Genomic DNA, 20556 nt, shown 5'->3' on the forward strand with positions numbered 1-20556 from the left:
CCAGCATAAAAATTTCACAAGATACATTGACATTTTGCAGGATACTCATAAAAGTATTATTAAATACCGTCGTCGATGACAAGATAATGGCATCGGCTTTATGCAAATAGGACAACTGCCGAGTAAGCGGCACAAGGACGGGATCATTTTTACTGATATCAAAAACACTCAAGGGAATGCCCTCGTCGCGAAATTTCTTGACAACCGGTCGAAATAATCCAATCATGACAACAGTTGAATACGATTTAAAATTAATTGCGTCGAAAATATCGCCTTCCTTTTTGCCGTCGTCGAAATAATTTAACGAAGCGCCGAAATAGGCATTCAGTAAAATGCGATGTTGAATATTGTCCAAATCCGGATTGTTTAGTTCCTGCTCTGATAGCGTTACTTGATTGCCGAGATTGGCGCAAACGCCGATATTTCCATTATTCAACATGACGGCGGTATAGCGCAGTCCGGTTGCAACGGCCTTTATTTGAGAGACATCGACGCCATATTTGTCAATCAATAAACATAGCGGTTCAGATTTGGCCTTGATTATCAGCTTCTCAATCATTAGTCAGGCGGTATTAAAGTCGTCTTCTCCAAAACACAATTTGTTTCTCAAGCGACTACAGTTTCGTCAATATTTCGGCGCCCACAGAAGTTACCAGAACAGTATGTTCAAATTGAGCGCTGGGTGAACCATCGGCGGTTCTGACTGTCCAGCCATCCAGTTTTGAGACAGTGACTGCGTCGGTTTTTCCCAAATTTATCATTGGCTCAATCGTGAAAATCATACCTGATTGAAGTTTTATTCTGCTATCCGGCGAAAAATGATGAGGTACAAAAGGATCTTCATGGAAATTTTTCCCGATTCCATGTCCGCCAAAATCCTTAACGATTGAATAGCCAAACTTGGAGATATATTCCTTAATAGATTTCCCAATATCGGAAAGATATCCACCCGGTTTCACGGCTTCGATACCGATGTACATAGCCCTTTCCGTATGCATCACCAGATTTTTAATGTCTTCCTTGACATCTCCTATCAGAAAAGTTCTGGAAGTATCTCCGTGGTAGCCTTCTAAAATAACCGTCACGTCGATGTTGACAATATCGCCGCTTTTTAAAATATCTGTTTCTGATGGAATGCCGTGACAGACGACGTCATTGATCGAGGTGCAGATACTTTTGGGAAAACCGTTATAATTCAAAGGCGCCGATTTTGCTCCGTGCTGTTTGGTGAATTTTTCACAAAGATCATTCAGATACAGTGTTGAAACTCCCTCTTTTACAAAGGGATCAATATAATTCAGGAGTTGCGCGGCTAACTTCCCGGCTTTTCGCATCTGTTTTATTTCATGTTTGTTTTTTATGATAATCATCTTAGGTTCCGATTTCGACAATCTTCACCAACGGTTCTGTTGTCATTTGTTCACAATATTTATATTACTAAACCCATTAGTTGTAGGCTATCCTCGTCTTTTCGTCCGCCCATGTGGGTTGAATCATTTCCTGCCATTCAGCACTTTTCCACGTTCCTAATTTCTCGTGGTTATCAACATACTTTTGCGGAATTGGATGGGTTCCGATGACAACCTTTATGCCATAGCGATTTTCCAGAAAGTTCTTAAATGTATTGATATACGGACAGGGCGGGTATCCGACGACCAATCCCGTCGCAAGGTGAATGACCTCCGCCCCGTTTTTTACCATTTCGTCGCCGGCATATTCGATATTTCCACCCGGACACCCATCGCAAGTCGTGTAACCGACTAATTCCAGTTCAGCATCTCCGTGAATGCTGAAAGCACCTTCATGGTTTCGCATCGCACGCAGGCATTTTCCTGCGGCGCAACGACGGTAGCGATCGCAGATAATTATACCGATTTTAACTTTTTGGGACATTTTCTATTCCTTCTATAATCTATATATTTCCGGGACGATCCCGATATTTTCATCTTTAAAAAAACGAAATCACTGAAATATAAATTATCTCTATTTACGCAAAACCAAATGTTTTCGATCCTCGCCCTTTCCCCACTCTTCCATCACAAGCCGGATGTTTTTACAAAGACGATCCATGCTTTCATCAAGCGATTCATCATTCATCAGAATACAAACGAACTTCTTTTTGATTTTTAAAATGTTCGGCCCGAAAATTTTAGAAACCACTACTTTGACGTTTTCCTTCTCCAACAATTCGGTAATACCTTTAGATTTTTTAGGATCTGCATGGATTTCCTCTTCTCCAACAACATTTTCAATTCGTTTTACAAAATCAGCGCTATGTTCATTAATAGCATAAATATCATAAAAGTTAGCATCCCCAAAATGGCGACTCATAAATTCTTTCCCATTATCGGTAGCAAAGGCAACTAGTATTTTTTCCATGGAATAATATCCTTATAAAAAGTTAAAACGAATCAGAATCGATACAATTACCAGGTCTCATGTCTTCTGGACGAAATTTTGCGGCATACTCCTTCTTATGTCTAACGTATTTGCAAAGACTGCTAAAACAACAATCTCGTAACAACTTTTCTGACAGCATATCCTCCCGAAAAAAGCGTTTCATCGGATAAAATGAGATCCGTTTACAGATTATCGATTCCACAAAGTTAGAGTCCCTTCAATTCATTCCTCTTATAGGCTTCATAAGCATCTTTCAAGGTCATTTCACTGGCGCCGATATAGACCTTAATATTGCTTTGAGTAAGAACTCGCGCCGCATTTCCGCCGGGACCATTACCGGTAATTAATACATCGGGATTCAGCTCAAATAGTTGTTGGGCTGTCTGTGGACCGGCGCCGTGAGCGGTTTCCGCGATCGCCCGATTATCGAAAGTCGAGACTTCCTTTGTATCCTCATCAAAAACGAAAAAATAATCAGTTCGACCAAAGCGCGAATCGATTCCTGATTCCCATTCTGTACCTTTGCTCGTAAATACAATCCTCATGATTACTCCTACTTATTAATTGTTTACTATCTCTTTAATTTTCCCCCAGCTTTGCTGGATAATTTTTTGCAATTCTCCATCGCCAAACTCAATAATGGTTTGCCCCTGCGTCATAGCGGCGGTAAAACTTTCATCATAGGGCAATTCCGCAATGAGTACAATTCCACTCAGTTGAATAAATTCCCGAATCTGCTGTGCGACATCGGCGTTGAGATCGGCTTTATTGATAATACAACCGGCGCGGATGCCGAACTTTTCCACTAATTGGTAAACTCGTTGCAGATCATGCAAGCCGGAAACCGTCGCCTCTGTTACCAATACCACAAAACTTGCACCCGACAAAGAGGAAACCACCGGACAACCAATACCCGGCGAACCATCCACGATTACCATTTCTTTATTCTGTTCTTTGGCAATGCGTTTGGCTTCATTTTTCACCTTAGCGACTAATTTGCCGGAGTTCTCCGTACCGATTCCAAGTTTTGCATGAACCATTGTACTGCCGGTTTTAATGGTCGAAATATACAAATCACCAACATTTTGTTCTTCCATTGCAATAGCATCGGTCGGACACACACGAGCGCAATAACCGCAACCTTCGCAATCCAACGGTTGAACGACAAAATTTCCGTCAATAATCGGAATGGCATCAAAGCGGCAAACCTCGGCACATTTATTACACTTTATGCACAGATCCTGATCGATTTTGGCAATGACGCCACTATAAAAACTCTCAGCAGATTTGAAATCCGGTTTTAGCAACAGATGCATATCTGCCGCGTCCACGTCGCAGTCAGCCACCACCACGTCACGAGCGCCCAGCATTGCAAAAGATGCCGTCAATGATGTCTTGCCTGTACCACCCTTACCGGAAATAACGACGATTTCTTTCATAACGCTGTCCTCCGGTTCAGATTATTGATGTAAGCGACAATATTATCCAGTTCCCGCCGAAACGCCGGCACAACATTATAGAGCAAGTTCCCTCGAGAGTATAATTCAGCGATGGCTTTGCTATTTGGAATTTTCGCGATGATCCGGATATTTTCTGATTTGCAATAATCGATGACGTCATCATTACCGATCCCATAACGATTGATCACTATTACAAACGCCTTCTCTAACTTCCGCATCGTTTCCACAGCCAATTTCAAATCATGCAACCCGAAAGGCGTCGGTTCAGTAATCAGAATGACCAAGTCGGCTTCTTTCGTGGCGGCGATTACCGGACAGGAAGTACCCGGCGGGGAATCGTAAATTTTTAAACTGACATCAGGGTATTTTTCTTCTACATAGCGTAAGGTTTGCGTGATTAAAGGTACAGCCTGCTCCTGCCCGATATCCAGTTTACTTTCGATAAAAGTCAGCTTCCCAACAAAGTATTCCCGGAGTTCGCCCATCTTTTCTGGAACCATGGGCAATGCACCCACCGGACACAATTCTGAACAGGCATAGCAGCTATGGCAGAGTTGCGGAAAAATCATAATCTGATCCGGCAACTGCACAATCGCATGATAATTACACACGTCCTTGCATATTCCGCAAAACGTACAGGTATCGGATTTCCACTCCGGTACCATTTTATACTTGTTTTCCAGATGCTTTAATTCACCATGAATAAACAGCCCCGAGTTAGGCTCTTCCACATCGAGATCGGTTAAAACAACTGGTTCATTTTCTGCCACAAAGGCGGCCAGATTGGTCGACAATGTAGTTTTCCCCGTTCCGCCTTTTCCGCTGGCAATGGCAATTTTCACTTTAGACTACTCCCAACTCTACACATTAACAATACTATTTCGATCCTTTCAACTTCTCGTCTATACTTCCATCGGGAAGCATCCAATCCGGATGATAGATTCCACTTTCTTCCATTTTATAGCGGACACAACTTTCCCAATCGCCTTTACAGTATCTCTGAACCCACTCCTGATCTATTTGCCCCTGCTCATAAAACGCTCTTATTGGACAAACCGGATACCATTTACAATCCCGTGAAAGAACTTGTAGTTTTTTGTTTTGTTCGATAGTTTGATTTTTGAAAGAGGGATCGTAAAGTAAAGAAGCCGGATGAGGTAACGGTAAAAATTTTTGCTTCTCCTGAAAAATAAATTTCCCATATAGATCGCTAAATTCTCTTCGCGAGTCTGGGACATCGATAGAATATTTCGCAAAAATGCTACGCGTCGCATAGTAGCCCAAAGGTACAATGATTTCAGGAGAAATAATTGATATTTCTTCATCCAGATAAGGTGTACAAAATTCTATCTCATCCATTTTAGGACGACGGTTTTTAGGCAACAGGCACTTAATCAGATTAGTCATATATACCGAATTTCTTTCGATTCCGATCGTCTTAAACAGCATATCCAACACCTGTCCGGAAGGGCCGACAAACATTTTATTTTCTAAGTTTTCCTTTTCGCCGGGTGAGAGCGCAATCAACATAAAACGCGCATTCGGATTCCCCTCACCGACGAGGACGTGCGCCCGCGTATCTGAAAGCCGGCATTTTGTGCAAGATCTGATCCATTGATTGAGGCTATCAAGTAATTTTTGCTTACTTCTGTTTATTGAAACCTCTGATTTTTGCATGATGCTTATAATTGCTTCTCTCTCATTCCATTTAACCGGTGATCGATGTATTTCTGAGTCACGTTATATATTCCGTGAATTTCGTCCGATTCCGGCAAAGTTTCCAGAATCATCTCCAGATAGCGCCTCGATCTGACGGAACGCAAACTTGGCTCGAAATTAATATCGAAAACCCAGCCAATCTGAAGCAGTTTAAAGTCATTCAGATTCCTGATAGTATTCACATCCACAACACCTTGATTGATTAAATCCCGATAAACTTCGGTTGAAATTCCGGGAGTATTGGGTAAATCAAGTTCCAGCGCACCATTGCGTTGGCCATTCCCCCGATGATAGTAATCGGTTACAACTTTCCAAATATCCAGTTTATCCGCATCTCTCAGTAGTTTCGTAAAAAGCATTCCGGGCTCCGGTTCGCTTGAGGGAAGCGTAGCCCGATTATGGTATCCGATTACCCGGAGAATCAGATCTTTCGTTGCTTCCTCGAATCCGTTCAGGATTCCATATCGGTTCAAAATATTTATCCCTAAGATGGCATGATCTTCGGATTTTCGGTCATGAAAAGTTCGATAGTGAGCATATTGTTCAAAGCGCCCCACATCATGCAGAAGAGCCATGATTTCAGCTAAACACATTTCATCTTGATTCAATTCAATCTGCTCGCCGATTCTTAAAATTTCGTTACATACTCGCTTCGTGTGTTCTTCTTTAAGAATGACATTTTGCCGTAATTCTTTATCGCCAAACTTAAAGGTCTTAACATAACTGGAAAACCATGCCTTCAGATTTTTCACCCTTTTTGGGCCAATTATTATCTTCAATTCTATGTCCTTTTTAAATTACAATCCTAAGAGTAAGCCACCCTGATAAATAACAAATGTTAAAAAGGTAGCAATCACCAGCGGTACTATCATGCTCATTGCCACCCATTTTAGTTTACGGGTTTCCTTCCAAGTCGCCCATACGGTTACAATACAGGGAAAATAGAACATAAAAAATGTGATAAAGGAAAAAGCTGTCAAAGACGACCAGTTTTGAGCCAGATAATCTAAAATTGCTTCAGAATCAACCAATGTAGTCTGTAATCCATATGTCATTGCCAAAGAAGAAACAACAATTTCCTTAGCCGGCAATGTGAACAATAGCGCAGTAAGCATCTCACCGGTCAGCCCGAAAGGTTTCCCTAATGGAGCCAATACCGAGACTAAACGCCCTACAGCCGTTTGCTCAAAAGGAACTCCTGCTGGCAAATTCCCCAACAACCAAATGATAAAAGTAGCCGGAGCCGCAATCATTACGGCTCGACTCATTGTATGACCTACTTGATGCACCAGAGTTCGCCATATTACCTGTCCCCATTTTGGGGTTCTGTAAGGTGGTAATTCCATGACAAAACCTCCAGGCTCGTTTCTAAAAAATATTAAGTTAAGCAACCATGTTGCCAGAAGCATGGCCACAACACTGATCGCCAGATAAACCAGAGTGACCGGAAGAGCGTGGTTACCAAAGAACAGAATAATCAACGCCAGACCCGCCCCAAAACGACCGTTACAAATAACCAGAGGGCTTGTAACAATGGCAACAATTCGATCTTTAGGATTTTCGATGATGCGACTGGTAAGAACACCCGTTACATTGCAACCAAAACTCATTAATGCTACTAATGTATGTTTTCCCTGAGATCCAACAGCACGCATTAATCTATCCATTATAAAAGCGATGCGCGGTATAAAACCAATATCTTCCATCAAATTAAAGGCGGTAAAAAAAATAATCATCGGAGGAAGCATAACAGCGATAACTGTACCGGTACCAACAATCAGACCATCCACCAGCGCCCCTACTAACCACCATGGAGCATGTTGATTTACTAAAAATTTGCGGCTTATTTCCGCCAACCACCCAAATCCTGTCGCCAAAAGATCTGAAGGTACATTGGCTCCTTTAATGGTTATCCACAAGACAACGACAATGATCATCAAAATAATAGGCCAAGCCCAAATTCTATGAGTAACTATTTGATCGACTCGCTCCGTAAATGTTTGTTCGATCGGCCGAAAAACATGCACAACACGGTGAAAAATGTCGTGAGCAAGTTCATAACGCCGACGAATAATTTCTATCTTAGCATCAGGTCGAATGGATTCTCGTAAGCGAGTCGCCTTTAATAAAATTGCTTTAAGAGAACCAGACAATGAATTTAACGTTTTTTCGTTAGGACAAAAGCCCGCAAGATTTCCATCTTTGAAAGCCTCTACAATTTCAGGATCATCCTCGAGTAAGCGCAATGCCAACCAATGTTTATGCTCACTAATTCCCAGTTTAGTCAGATCACTCTCTAAGTTTTGTGCATATTCTTGAACAATCACACCATAATCAATGACTACCGGCTTGGTCTGCCGCTTTGTGGCCAGACTTATGATTGCTTCAACTAATTCTATGAGTCCCTCGCTTCCAATGGCAATGGTTGGGACAACCGGTACGCCCAGCGATTTTTCCAATTCTTGCACATTTATTTCAGAACCATGACGCCGAACTTCATCCATCAAATTGACTGCTATAACGACATTGTCGGTCAATTCAAGAATCTGCAAAGTTAAATTTAGGTTGCGCTCCAGGCTCGTTGCATCGATGACATTTAGGATCACATCCGGCTCACCAGAAATGATGTAATCTCTGGCAACCACCTCTTCCAGCGATTGTGCCGCTAAACTATATGTGCCGGGAAGGTCAACAAGATTAATTTCATAATCGCCCCGATAGAAATTCCCCTCAGCACGCTCTATAGTTTTTCCAGGCCAATTGCCTACATGCTGATGACCGCCCGTAAGTGCGTTAAAAATAGCGCTTTTCCCTACATTGGGATTCCCCGCCATTCCTACAACAATGCGCTTATTATCAGACATCTAGTTCCTCAACTAAAATTGTGTCAGCTTCTTTCTGACGTAAAGTTACGGCCGTACCCTTCACCCAGTACTCGATGGGATCACCTAACGGTGCTTTTCTCATGACAAATATTTCAGAGCCTGGCACAAAGCCCATATCCAACATACGCCGCTGATGTTTCCCACCTCCCTTTACATCAGTGACCTGCGCTCGGCTACCAACCGGCACTTGCCCCAGCGGTATAGGAAGAACAGGAGAAGGCGCTACAAAAATATGATTCGCGGCCGCTTCTGCCACAGGAACAATCTTATCCCCAATACGCAAATAGAGGATGTTTTGCTTTCGATCAACAAGGTCAATGTCAATACCTGGCTCAAATCCCATTGCAACTAATTGCGCTAATAAAGCCGTATACTCATCGTTCAAACTGACAATTCTCATACGGCTTCCTGATTTCCACGCCTCCACCAGAGAATGTTTAGGAAGAGAGGTTGTCAGCCCATCAGGTTCTGGAATAAATTGACCATGAGGATCCCACGCAGGATAACCTAACTCATTGTCAAGTTTATCCAATTCCTCAGAACTTATTTCATGTTCCATACGATTGGCTTCACTGTGGACTTCATCAAGAGACATTCCCTTACAGGCAACCAGATATTTTTCCAAAAGACGATGAGCACGAATTAATTCCCTGCCTCTTTGCTTTCCCTTTTCTGTCAAATGGTACTTACCCTCTCTGTCCTTTTCAGTCCAATCGAAGTCAATGAGAACATCAATAAGGCTTTTAATTAAATTATCACTCATTCCTAAAATCACGGAAAGATCTCTACCATCCCAGTCCTTTTTCTCTTCATGAAGGTGATATACAACTTTAAGTACATCCTCAGCCTCAATAGAATTTTGACCCATCGAGACTGGAGGTGTCTTTTTTTTCTTCTCTCTACGCTGACAGAGTAAAGTTCCCAGCCACAATCCGGCAAATACTAAGGTAAGAAAAAACCAAAACCAGTTGGAAAAAATGAACACTTTAAAAAATCCTCATTCGTTAAAACATAATCTATACATTTTCAGCAATCTGTATCACGGCATTGCCTCTAACTTCTCCATGTTTGACCCGAATTAATACTTCCGGCACAGCATCAAAGGGAAAAACCTCAATTGAAGTTTTGAGATCAGCGCGCTCAGCAATATCCAAAAATTCCACGCCATCTCTTTTAGTAATATGAGCCAAACTGATGATGGAGCGCTCCTGCCAAATGAGATTATAGTCATTAATTTTAATTGGCGTCATAGTAACCGGGGCTAAAACAAGCTTACCACCACTATCCAATTGCGACAAAGCGTGGGTAACTAAATCGCCAGCCGGAGGAAAGATGATCCCGCCATCCAACTTTTCCGGAATTTTATCACCATATCCACCAACCCAATCAGCACCTATTTGCTTCGCCAATTTTCGATTTTTTTCACTACGAGTAATCACATATACTTTAATATTCTTATACTTAGCAACCTGCAATACATAAGTGGCAGTCGGTCCAAAGCCATAAAGTCCTAATTTATCGCCGGGATGCAGATCCGCCAGCCGGAATGCACGATAGCCAGCAATTCCCGGACACATTAGCGGCGCCATATCGACAAAAGACTGTTTATTCCCCAAATGAAAAGCAAAATCGGCCGCGATAACGCTGAATTCGGAAAATCCTCCATCTTTATCCCAACCCGTGAAATGCGCATCGGGGCACAAATTTTCTCTCCCCGATAAGCAAAATTTACATCGCCCACAATTACCATTAAGCCAACCAATTCCTGCTCGATCTCCAATTTTGAAACTGGTGACATTTTCGCCTATTTCATCCACGATACCGACGATTTCATGACCCAAGACAAGCGGTGACTTCTTCAGCGTTAAGTCACCCTCAGCGACATGAATATCGGTGCGGCAAACACCACACGCTATATTTTTTATTCTGATTCCGTGTCCATTTGGATGCGGATCGGGAAAATCTCTTAAAATGAGTGGTTTTGTCTCAATCGGCGCCTGTTTTTCAAGAACCCATGCCTTCATTTATTTTCCTACACTACCTGAATGCTATAATAATAATTTTCTACAATCGAATGATAATCTTCTCTATACATTCTCATAGAAGCAGGCAGATGATCCATGATATCGCTGGCAATCAGGCCATCTTCTCCTCTATCTTTTGCCGCAAGGTCGCCGGCAAAACCATGCATGAAAACACCCATACCTACAGCATCGTTAATCGAAAATCCGAGCCCGAACATTGCCGCAATGGTTCCGGTCAAAACATCGCCACTGCCGGCTGTAGCCATGCCGGGATTACCGCTCAGATTGATCAATACGCGCTTATCCGGGTAACCGATCAATGAATGCGCCCCTTTCAAAACAATGATAGCGTTGAGTTCATGGGCTGTGCTTTGCAGAATGTCGATTTTGTTTTTTTTAATATCGTCACTCTTTTGCCTCGTAATTCGCACCATCTCACCTAAATGAGGCGTTAAAACTGTTGGCAACTTGCGTTTCTTGATGATATCTAAATCATTAGCAATAGCTGTTATTCCATCACCATCAATGAGCAAAGGTTTATTGATTTCAGCGCTTAATTCCCTGACTAACGTTTGGGTTTCTTCGTTTAAAGATAATCCGGGTCCAATGACAACCATATCGACGTTTTCAGAAAATTGTAAAATATTCTGCTTGTTTTCTATGCTAATACTTCCCGATGACGTGCTTTTTTGCGGTACAAAGACAATTTCACTTCCCTTATTCCCGATGAAAGCGGAAATATTCTCCGGCGTTGCTAAAAACGAAAGTCCGCCACCAGCCCTTAGAAATGACAAGGCGGCAAAGTAGGGCGCGCCCAGATAATTGGACGACCCCGCAATGAACAATACTTTCCCATAGTCACCTTTATGAGAATCTTTATCTCTTGGGGAAATGGGCTTAGGATCATTCGTCGCTATTTTTAATTGATCAGAATCCTGAAAATTAGAAGGAAAAGAAATATGTGTGACATACAGTTTACCACATAGTTCAAAACCGGGATAAAGCAGGTTGCCTATTTTGGGCAGACCAAACGTGATTGTATAATGAGCTTTTACCGCTGTGCCCATGATCTGACCAGTATCTCCGTGAACACCCGAAGGAATATCTATACTGAATACAGTCTTCTGACTTGTGTTAATCAAATTTATAACATCTTTATATTCCATGCCGACTTCCCGATCAAGACCCGTACCGAAAATGGCATCAATAATGGCGTCGCTGTTTTGGACAGCCTCCTGTGCCGAATTGATATCTTTAAAATCCATTATCTTAATTGGAAACTTATCCACAATATCAAAATTCTGTTTTGCAGAGCCTTTGAATTTAGAGCGATCGCCCACGATGAAAACAGTAACCTTACCGCCGCTGGAATGAATTTTTCTCGCCGCTACGAGTCCGTCACCCCCATTATTTCCAACTCCGCAGAAAAATACAAAATTTTTATCCTTAACCCCAAACTCTTTCAAAATAGTGAAATATGAAGCCTGACCAGCATTCTCCATAAGAATTTCCGGGGCAATTCCATATTCTGTAGTTGCCCGTCGATCCAGATCTCTCATTTCACTCACACGACTGACTTTCATCTTTATTTTACCTCTTGGGTTTGGAATAAATATATAATCATTGCCTCTACATTTAACATTTCATTTATCGGCAAATCTATTCGTATAATGCCAATAATGACATTATTTAGATATATGGATAGTCTTTATTTCCTTTTTCCTGATAATCAATAATCAAAACGCCGTTCAAGTGGTCAACTTCGTGCTGAACAACTCTCGCTAAAAGTCCGCTCAATTCCATTTTTACTTCTTCGCCCTCAGGGTTCACGCCAGTCAAAGCAATCATCTGATTGCGACGGACATCCACTCCAATATCTGGGAGGCTCAAACACCCTTCGATCAAATTATCATACCCCGTGCTAGTCGTAATGACTGGATTCGCCAGCGCAAGTAATCCTTCACCAATATCAGCGATAATGATACGTTTGAGTATTCCTACCTGGGGTGCCGCCAAGCCAATTCCCTCATTTTTGTACATAATGTCTTTCATTGCCATGATGAGATCGTGAATTTGGCCATTCATATTCGAAACCACACGGGATTTACCTCTAAGAACGGCATCCGGGTAAATTCTTAGTACGTATTTCTTCCTCATAAACTTCTCACAAATTCAAATTTTACTTATTTCCGGTATTCTTTTTTGCCGGGTTGATTCTGCTATTTTACTGATTTCCTCAAGCATTTCTTTTGATATGGGAACTTCTACCTCCTCGCTTGAAAATCTAACATCTTTCATTCTGGCTATCCTGAAAAACAAGCGCATCGGATTTTCGACTCTCATAAACATCAAATTATCAGCGGCATCTTCCAGCACTTTAATTCGATCTGCAAAAGCACTGGTGCTCACAGCAAGCACATAGGTTTTGCTCTTATCATTTTCGGTGATTTCTTTTAATTTTCCCAGAATGAGGCTCTCATAATTACGAGAAAATAGGAGCAGGTTCAAGGCTGATCCAAAAACCATGGCGCCCAGTTCACTCTTTTGAAGCATTCTTTCAGCCTGAAGTATCGTTTCATCCCATATTTCAGGTTTTACCATATTTGCCCGCAACGTGTTTTCACTAATTTTCTGACATTTATCGGCAGTTGGATCAAATTGAATATAAACCACTTTCCCGTGATAATCGTTGAGATCGATATTGTAGAGCTTTTTCATCGCCGTTTGCATCAACTCTGGCGTCTGATATTGCAATGGAATACCAATTAATGTCCCTCCTGCCTTTAGCCAAGCAGAGACAAATGCAAATTCCACCAATGGTTTCCCAGTTCCGCCCGGCCCACTGATAACCGTGGACGAAGGAACATGCATCCCGTCAGGCAATAATTGATCTAACCATCTGACACCTGTCTTTAAGATCATCGTCACCTCTTTACTTCGTCACTCAAAATTTTTTAAAGGCATAAAATGTTACCTTCACGTTAGAAATCTCCTGGGTTCTAATCACTAACCAGATTATTCCTTAGATGATATATTCCTTATCCTTATCTTCTTCGATTACCTCATATCCGATTATGGTGGCCATTTCTTTTATCATTTCCCGATAATCGCCATACAAAACATTTCTATGAACTCCAAAAGTAACTGTATCATAGCGTTTTTCGAATGCTTTTGCGTTCATTTTCACAGCTATTTTTGTTCTGCATAAGATATCATCGAAATTTTTATAAAGTTCCCATCCCGGAACCGTCAAACCGGTACTGACAGCAATTCTTTTAGAGTATAAGCCTATTTTCACTACCGTCACAACTTCATCTATCGGTAAATCGACTTTGATAGCGGCGCTAATACTTTTACCGACCTCAGGATAATCTTTCGGAATCATACTATTTTGATTTTGTAACGCATGACTTCTAATCACATAAGGAACTCTATCGTTCCCGTGAGGATTTACAGGACACTGACAATGAGCGAAAGTGACAACATCATTGACCGTATCTATGCCGAGAACATCTCCAATAAAACTGGGTCTCCCAGCGATATAAATTCCGAATAGTTCTGTAATGGCATTATTGACAAGTCCTTCACAAACGCCTACTCTAAGTTGCTTATTCAGTTCCGTATTCGCCAAGCAAGGAGTCACGTCTGTCATTTTTTTAACCCACGGAACCAAACTGCGAATTGCTAATCCCATCGCGCCATATTTTTCTAAAATATCCTTCATGGCTAAATACATCTTAGCTACTTTTAAAATCTCATCCTGATTGGTTTCCTTTTTGACTTCTTTGGCTTCGCGAATCCACATCTCGGCAATTTTCTTTGCTTCCAATTCAACGACTTTTTTAACATCATCGAGCAATTCAATTAAACTGACATGTTGAATATCTAATTTTAATTGCTTCAAATTTTCCGAATAAACTTCTATGTAATCCTTTGGTAAGGGAGTGTGAAAATCCATCCCGTAAACATCGTAATTTCCCAATACCTCCGGTTCTTGCACACACAATAATTTTGTTTCCTTTATCTTATTTAAAGCGACAATCAGATTGAGTTTATTCGAAAGATCGGCAAATCTTAATTCTGAAGTTTTTTCCGAGGTATCAACACTGCATAAAGAGGCAGTTAAAACCTTCTCGTTTTTATAGAAGCTAAGAATCCCTTTTTGCCAGTCTCCTGCCCCCAGAATAGTTCTTACAATAATCACCGGCAAGCCAAATAAGGTGATTTGATGATCTAAGTAACCTCCAAAAACTATAATTCCATCTAAATCATCTGTTAAATCTCTTATTTCTTGATAGATAGCGTTTTTCTCTTCTGTGTTTTCTATGCTCGATAGATTACTAAGTCCTACAAATTCTACGTCTTTATGAAAATCTACCAGTTTAATTATGATGTCATCTTTCTTCGATTGAATCTGGTGAAAAAATATCGTATAAATTTTTGTCATCTCTCAGCCTTCATAAATGTTAATACTCCTACAGTCCCATTCCAGATATCTCTAACCCGCAATTTGGGCAACGATTCTCTTGAATGTAGTTTTTCTTCACTCCAAAATATGAACGCTCAATCAACACGCGACCACATTTTGGACATTTTGTATCCAAGCCATCATGATCTTCTAAATTACCTATATAAACATAATTTAAACCCGCTTCAAGGCCGATTTCTCTTGCCTTAAACAAGGTCTGTTTAGGCGTTACCGGCACATTTTTCATTTTGTAAGCCGGGAAAAATCGGCTGATGTGCCATGGAACGTCTCGTCCTAATTCATTCGCCACAAAATTTGCCATATCCCGAATTTCTTCCCAATCATCATTTATTCCAGAGATGATCAAACTAGTAACTTCAAGCCAAATCCCTAACTTTTTTGTTTGCTTCAAACTATCCAGAACCGGTTGCAGACGCGCCCCAATGATACGGCGATAGGTCTCATCCCGAAAAGCCTTTAAGTCAATGTTCACTCCATCCAGATAGGGACCGATCATTTCCAGCATTTCAGTTGTCATATAGCCATTGGTCACATAAACATTCTTAATTCCGGATTCATGCGCCAATCGGGCTGTATCGTAGCTATATTCGAAGAAAATCGTTGGTTCGGAGTAAGTATAAGCGATGTTCTTACAGCCTGACTGTCTGGCGCTTAATACAATTTGCTCCGGCGTAGATTCCTGACCGGCTTTCAGTATTTCTTCATCGACAATTTGTGAAATATCCCAATTCTGGCAAAATTTGCAATGGAAATTACAACCGGGAGTCGCTATAGAATAGGCTTTTGAGCCGGGATAGAAGTGATATAAAGGTTTTTTTTCGATCGGATCAATATGTTGAGTAATGGTGCGCCCATAGACTTCTGTGTAGAGTGTTCCGTTGTGGTTTACTCTTACTCTACATAAGCCTTTTTTGCCGGCATTGATTACACAACGGTGCGCGCACAGGTCACACCGTACCTGATTTCCCGCAAGTTTTTGATATAACAGAGCCTCTTTCATATTCATGTTTCAAATCTCTTAGTAGGGCAGTTACACTCCCGCCGCTTCCTTCCTCTCCGAACATCAGAATAATTTATAATCCAGTTATCTTCTCTCCAGATATATCTGTTACAGAGTCCCACGACAATATTTACAAATTTTGATTCCTGAAAAGCCAAAATTATTTACTCTCCGTAAATCCTCTTTTTCTTTTCCAGCAAATCGGCTTTACTCTCTCGATAATCCGGATTCGGAATGATCGCCTCTACCGGGCAGACTTCCACACATTGGGGCTTATCGTAAAAACCCACACATTCAGTGCACAGATTGGGATCGATGACATAAATAGTGTCACCCGCAGAAATTGCCTTATTCGGGCATTCAGCCTCACATGCAGAACAGGAAATACAATCTTCATTAATCATTAAAGCCATTTTTTACCTCCAACTGATTATTTAGTTAAAACTTTAATGCATTTTTAGCTTTCATTCTGATCTCTTCTGCAATACGAACTTCATATTCGTTTCTTTCTAATGCAAATTTAACCTTTTCCAATGTTATTTCATTCATGCCTTTACACAGAGTATTAACCGGATGAAATATTTTATCCGGATTATCTTTCCTTAACCGATATACAAAATTATCTTCTGTACCGACGATAAATTCCTTCTTCTGAGACTGGAATACAAAACGTGACATTTGGGAGGTACTGCCAATAAAATTAGCCAAATGTCTCACGCCGGTGGGGCATTCCGGATGAACAATAACTTCCGCTTCCGGATATTTTACTTTTAAATATTCCATCTGAGCAGTTGTAATATTTTCATGGACATAACAATACCCATCCCAGAGAATCACTTCTTTATCCGTATGCTCAGCCACATAAGACCCTAAATTTCTATCAGGTACAAACAAAATTTGCTTATGTGGCAAAGAATTTACTATATCAATAGCATTGGCTGAGGTACAGCAAATATCGGACTCGGCTTTAACAGCGGCGGAGGTATTGACATAACTAACGACAGCCGCGGCGGGATATTTCTGCTTCAATTCTCTCAGCCGCTCGGCAGTAGCCATATCTGCCAAACCACATCCGGCATTCCTATCCGGCAGTAGGACTGTCTTGCTAGGATTGAGAATTGCCGCCGTTTCGGCCATAAATCGAACTCCGCAAAAAACGATGACATCGGCTTCCGTACTGACCGCTTTTTTGCTCAATTCCAAGGAGTCTCCCACAAAATCGGCTATATCTTGCACTTCACCCCGCTGATAGACATGAGCAAGGATTACTGCATTTCCCCTCTTTTTTAATTCCTCTATCTCTTCTTCTATTTTACGATACATGAATTTTCCGCTGAATAGTTTTTAACGACTATCTTTCGCCGAACAGCTTTGTGCCGATCCGAACAATATTAGCGCCTTCTGCTATGGCTATCTCGTAGCTATTACTCATGCCCATTGACAAATATTTCATTTTCACATTGGAAATACCCGCTTGAGCCAATCGGTCAAAAACGGCTTTCGTCTTTTTAAAATAAGGTCTGGACTCTTCCGGGTCTCCAAATCGAGGGCCCATGGTCATCAAGCCCTGAATCCGCAAATTTTGCAGGGAGATTATTTTTCTAATTAGACCCTCCACATCCTCTGGCATCACCCCGGTCTTATTTGATTCCCGGCCGCTATTGATTTCAATCAGAACTGGCATAATCTTACCAATTTCGGCACAATGCCGATCGACTGCCATTGCGATTTTCAGAGAATCGATCGTTTCGATCATATCAAAAAGCCGAGAAGCTTGTTTAGCCTTGTTGCTTTGAAGATGTCCAATCAAATGCCACTGTACCGTATTTTTCACGTGCGGGTATATTTGCTCGGCTTCCTGCACATAATTGCAGCCGATAACTTTTACGCCCGCGTCTATTGCTCTTTTAACTTCTTCGGGAGTTCTCGTTTTGGCGGCGGCTACAAGCAAAACATCCTGGGGAAGGGCTTTTAAAATATGTTTTACTGACGTTTTAATGTTATCTGTTTCCATTGCGAATCCTTTGTGCAATCTAATCAATTTGGTTGAAGTAACAGAATTATTCTGCCCATCGACTATTCACCAACTAATCCAGTAAACCTTTCACATTTTTAGTAATTTCAGCAAATGCCATAGCGGTCTTGCTCTCCGGATATTTTAAAACCATTGGAGTCCCGTTATCGCCGCATTCACGTCCCTGCAGTTCCATTGGAATGCGTCCCAGAAAAGTAACATTCATTTCCTTCGCCATCTGTTCGCCACCGCCTTTGCCAAAGATGTCGATCACCTCTCCACAATGCGGACAGATTAATCCCGACATATTTTCGACGACCGCAATTTTTGGAACATCCAATTTCTTTGCCATGTTAACCGCCCGGCGGCAATCGATCAGCGAAACTTCCTGAGGCGTCGTTACAATTATTGCCAATTGAGGATGCATTTTCTGAGAAACCGTCAGCACTTCATCACCGGTTCCCGGCGGCAGGTCGGTCACCAGCACATCCAGTTCATCCCAGACAACATCCGCTAAAAACTGTGAAATAGTGTTTGAACGCAATGGACCGCGCCAGATTACCGGCTGATCTTTGGGAATCATCGGAGCAATCGAAATCACCCGCAAACCTTGTACAATTTGGGGTAAAATCTGATGCTGATCCATCATTTCCGGAATACCAGAAAGTCCTACCATCTGAGGAACGTTCGGGCCTGTAATATCAGCGTCCAACAGTCCTACCTTTAATTTTTCTTTCAATAAAGAATACGCCAGATTTACCGCCACGGTACTTTTCCCGACACCGCCCTTACCGCTGAACACAGCAACGCGATATTTAATCAACTCCAAATTTTCACTAATTCTTTGATCCTGTTTTTTGATTTGGTCGATGTCCATAATATTTACTTCCTACATTAACGGCAGATACAACGATTAATCCATAGTATTGACTAACATTTATTAATCTAAGACGATTGCCAGAATATCTGATCTTTGTACTATCAGATACTCTTTCCCATCCAGTTCGATCTCATCGCCAACATATTTTCCGTAAAAGATTTTATCACCAACCTTGACTTTTTCTTGTAAATCTTCGTCAGTGCCAACGGCAATCACTTTCCCAAGCCTCGGTTTCTCCTTCGCGGTATCGGGAATAATAATATTCCCCGATCTAACTTCTTCTTCTACTCTTTCAACAACTACACGGTCATCCATTGGTTGTAATTTCATTTTGGTTTCCTTTCAATTAACCTCTAATTCCTAAGAGGCGATTAATTTCCGGCTTATTAAATCCAACAACCGGACGATTATTAATTAACACTACCGGGACTCCTCTGTGGCCACTGCGAGCCAAATCTCGTGCGGCTTCAGCGTCACGGCTAACATCAACATCTCGAAAACTCATGTGATTTTCCCTTAAATAGCGCTTTACAGCGTTACACCAAGAGCATGTTGGCGATGTAAAAACAATGATTTTGGGTTGTTTTTTACCCGATTCCATACAGTACATTCTCTCTTTCTAATTTTAAAAATTAACATTCCAGCACTCTCTTAGATACACCTTGCAATTAAAAGTTTCCGATATGGGCTATTTTTTTCATCTCTATCAAGTAATCTACAAGAACTCATATTTTCGTTCTCTCTTTGTTTAAAACAAAAGATGATTATTTAGAAACTTCATCTGAGACTGTTTTCAATTAAACACATTTAGATAATCTATTTTGATTGTATGCGTTAATTCCCGCATCGGTTTTAAACAATGGCGCGAATTTGTAGTACTGTTTTTTGTGTTTTTGCAAATTTTTATCATAATCCATATCCTGATGATTAATTTAAAATATTCATTAGGCGGTTCATTTCTTCAGTCGCCTTACCATTAAGAAAAACGTCCGTGATACTGTTTGTATATTCAGAGATTCCAATATTTATTTCAATGATTTTTGCACCATTATTTTTGGCATAGATGGGCATCATCGAAGCGGGTTGGATTTTTCCTGTTGTTCCAATTAAAATAAAAACATCCGCAACTTCGGTTTCATGAATCGAACGGCGATTTGCCGTTTCCGGAATTGGCTCACCGAAGAAGACAAAATCAGGTTTTAACAGCCCCCTACATTCTTCGCACCGAGGCGGTAAAACACTCAGCAATTTTTCACTCGATTCAAACCGCCTGCCACAATTCGTGCATACCAATTTTTGAGCGGTCCCGTGAAATTCAATGACGTTAGTACTGCCCGCCTGCTGATGTAAATTGTCTATATTTTGAGTTATAACAACATTTAACAACCCCCTTTTTTCTAGATCAGCCAGCGCATAATGGGCATAATTTGGCTTTGCTTTGCCAAAAGTATCATAGAAAATCGCTTTAATCTGCTGCCATGATTTGTCTGGAAACTTATAAAAATGTTGAATATCCAAAAAAACGGGGTCTATTTTAGCCCACAATCCATTTTCGCCTCGAAAAGGAGGTATGCCGCTCTCAACCGAAACTCCCGCACCCGTGAACGCCGTCGTATGGGTTGAGTTTCTGATTAACTTCACGGCTTGGATTAATGCACTATTTGGGGTTGGTGACGGCATCTATT

General features: G+C 41.3%; 24 protein-coding genes. All 24 read right to left on the reverse strand.

Annotated features, from left to right (window positions below; translation table 11 throughout):
- Positions 1 to 559 (reverse strand): hypothetical protein (locus COT43_03110; GenBank protein PIS29670.1); only part of this gene is annotated, 559 nt, incomplete at its 3' end.
- A 55-nt stretch (positions 560 to 614) separates the two neighbouring features.
- Positions 615 to 1370 (reverse strand): type I methionyl aminopeptidase, encoded by a 756-nt coding sequence (gene map, locus COT43_03115; GenBank protein ID PIS29671.1) that lies wholly within the window; start codon positions 1368 to 1370, stop codon positions 615 to 617.
- Positions 1371 to 1446: 76 nt separating this feature from the next.
- Positions 1447 to 1893: a CGGC domain-containing protein gene (locus COT43_03120; GenBank protein ID PIS29672.1), complete on the reverse strand. Its 447-nt coding sequence runs from the start codon at positions 1891 to 1893 to the stop codon at positions 1447 to 1449.
- A 90-nt stretch (positions 1894 to 1983) separates the two neighbouring features.
- Positions 1984 to 2379 (reverse strand): dinitrogenase iron-molybdenum cofactor biosynthesis protein, encoded by a 396-nt coding sequence (locus tag COT43_03125; protein ID PIS29673.1) that lies wholly within the window; start codon positions 2377 to 2379, stop codon positions 1984 to 1986.
- 227 nt (positions 2380 to 2606) lie between these two features.
- Complete coding sequence (locus COT43_03130) at positions 2607 to 2945, reverse strand: dinitrogenase iron-molybdenum cofactor biosynthesis protein (protein ID PIS29674.1); 339 nt, start codon at positions 2943 to 2945, stop codon at positions 2607 to 2609.
- Positions 2946 to 2960: 15 nt separating this feature from the next.
- On the reverse strand, positions 2961 to 3839 hold the full coding sequence (locus COT43_03135) for a (4Fe-4S)-binding protein (protein ID PIS29675.1): 879 nt from the start codon (positions 3837 to 3839) through the stop codon (positions 2961 to 2963).
- Complete coding sequence (locus COT43_03140) at positions 3836 to 4702, reverse strand: ATPase (protein PIS29676.1); 867 nt, start codon at positions 4700 to 4702, stop codon at positions 3836 to 3838. The genes COT43_03135 and COT43_03140 overlap by 4 nt, the downstream gene beginning before the upstream one ends.
- 34 nt (positions 4703 to 4736) lie before the next feature.
- The gene (locus COT43_03145) at positions 4737 to 5537 is read right to left on the reverse strand and encodes a uracil-DNA glycosylase (GenBank protein PIS29677.1); all 801 of its coding nucleotides are present in this window, start codon (positions 5535 to 5537) and stop codon (positions 4737 to 4739) included.
- A 5-nt stretch (positions 5538 to 5542) separates the two neighbouring features.
- Complete coding sequence (locus COT43_03150; GenBank protein PIS29678.1) at positions 5543 to 6364, reverse strand: HD family phosphohydrolase; 822 nt, start codon at positions 6362 to 6364, stop codon at positions 5543 to 5545.
- A gap of 12 nt (positions 6365 to 6376) precedes the next feature.
- Complete coding sequence (gene feoB, locus COT43_03155; GenBank protein ID PIS29679.1) at positions 6377 to 8443, reverse strand: ferrous iron transport protein B; 2067 nt, start codon at positions 8441 to 8443, stop codon at positions 6377 to 6379.
- The gene (locus tag COT43_03160) at positions 8436 to 9449 is read right to left on the reverse strand and encodes a hypothetical protein (protein ID PIS29680.1); all 1014 of its coding nucleotides are present in this window, start codon (positions 9447 to 9449) and stop codon (positions 8436 to 8438) included. The genes feoB and COT43_03160 overlap by 8 nt, the downstream gene beginning before the upstream one ends.
- Before the next feature lie 31 nt (positions 9450 to 9480).
- Complete coding sequence (locus COT43_03165) at positions 9481 to 10488, reverse strand: alcohol dehydrogenase (GenBank protein ID PIS29681.1); 1008 nt, start codon at positions 10486 to 10488, stop codon at positions 9481 to 9483.
- An 8-nt stretch (positions 10489 to 10496) separates the two neighbouring features.
- Positions 10497 to 12071 (reverse strand): bifunctional ADP-dependent NAD(P)H-hydrate dehydratase/NAD(P)H-hydrate epimerase, encoded by a 1575-nt coding sequence (locus COT43_03170; protein PIS29682.1) that lies wholly within the window; start codon positions 12069 to 12071, stop codon positions 10497 to 10499.
- 106 nt (positions 12072 to 12177) lie between these two features.
- Positions 12178 to 12645 carry a peptide deformylase gene (gene def, locus COT43_03175; protein ID PIS29683.1) on the reverse strand — a complete coding sequence of 156 codons (468 nt, stop codon included), beginning with the start codon at positions 12643 to 12645 and terminating at the stop codon, positions 12178 to 12180.
- 15 nt (positions 12646 to 12660) lie between these two features.
- Positions 12661 to 13410, reverse strand: coding sequence for a hypothetical protein (locus tag COT43_03180; GenBank protein ID PIS29684.1), 750 nt, complete (start codon positions 13408 to 13410; stop codon positions 12661 to 12663).
- Between the two features lie 100 nt (positions 13411 to 13510).
- Positions 13511 to 14935: a hypothetical protein gene (locus COT43_03185; GenBank protein ID PIS29685.1), complete on the reverse strand. Its 1425-nt coding sequence runs from the start codon at positions 14933 to 14935 to the stop codon at positions 13511 to 13513.
- A gap of 28 nt (positions 14936 to 14963) precedes the next feature.
- The gene (amrS, locus tag COT43_03190; GenBank protein PIS29717.1) at positions 14964 to 15977 is read right to left on the reverse strand and encodes an AmmeMemoRadiSam system radical SAM enzyme; all 1014 of its coding nucleotides are present in this window, start codon (positions 15975 to 15977) and stop codon (positions 14964 to 14966) included.
- Positions 15978 to 16141: 164 nt separating this feature from the next.
- The gene (locus COT43_03195) at positions 16142 to 16390 is read right to left on the reverse strand and encodes a 4Fe-4S ferredoxin (GenBank protein PIS29686.1); all 249 of its coding nucleotides are present in this window, start codon (positions 16388 to 16390) and stop codon (positions 16142 to 16144) included.
- A 25-nt stretch (positions 16391 to 16415) separates the two neighbouring features.
- Positions 16416 to 17300: a quinolinate synthase gene (locus COT43_03200; protein ID PIS29687.1), complete on the reverse strand. Its 885-nt coding sequence runs from the start codon at positions 17298 to 17300 to the stop codon at positions 16416 to 16418.
- A gap of 28 nt (positions 17301 to 17328) precedes the next feature.
- The gene (locus COT43_03205; GenBank protein ID PIS29688.1) at positions 17329 to 17991 is read right to left on the reverse strand and encodes a YggS family pyridoxal phosphate-dependent enzyme; all 663 of its coding nucleotides are present in this window, start codon (positions 17989 to 17991) and stop codon (positions 17329 to 17331) included.
- Positions 17992 to 18064: 73 nt separating this feature from the next.
- Positions 18065 to 18868 carry an ATP-binding protein gene (locus COT43_03210; GenBank protein ID PIS29689.1) on the reverse strand — a complete coding sequence of 268 codons (804 nt, stop codon included), beginning with the start codon at positions 18866 to 18868 and terminating at the stop codon, positions 18065 to 18067.
- A gap of 63 nt (positions 18869 to 18931) precedes the next feature.
- Positions 18932 to 19201, reverse strand: coding sequence for a co-chaperone GroES (locus tag COT43_03215; protein PIS29690.1), 270 nt, complete (start codon positions 19199 to 19201; stop codon positions 18932 to 18934).
- Positions 19202 to 19217: 16 nt separating this feature from the next.
- On the reverse strand, positions 19218 to 19472 hold the full coding sequence (locus COT43_03220; protein PIS29718.1) for an NrdH-redoxin: 255 nt from the start codon (positions 19470 to 19472) through the stop codon (positions 19218 to 19220).
- 326 nt (positions 19473 to 19798) lie between these two features.
- The gene (locus COT43_03225; protein ID PIS29691.1) at positions 19799 to 20551 is read right to left on the reverse strand and encodes an RNA polymerase subunit sigma; all 753 of its coding nucleotides are present in this window, start codon (positions 20549 to 20551) and stop codon (positions 19799 to 19801) included.
- Positions 20552 to 20556 lie beyond the last annotated feature (5 nt).

Source organism: Candidatus Marinimicrobia bacterium CG08_land_8_20_14_0_20_45_22, assembly GCA_002774355.1.
Classification (GTDB): domain Bacteria; phylum Fidelibacterota; class UBA2242; order UBA2242; family UBA2242; genus 0-14-0-20-45-22.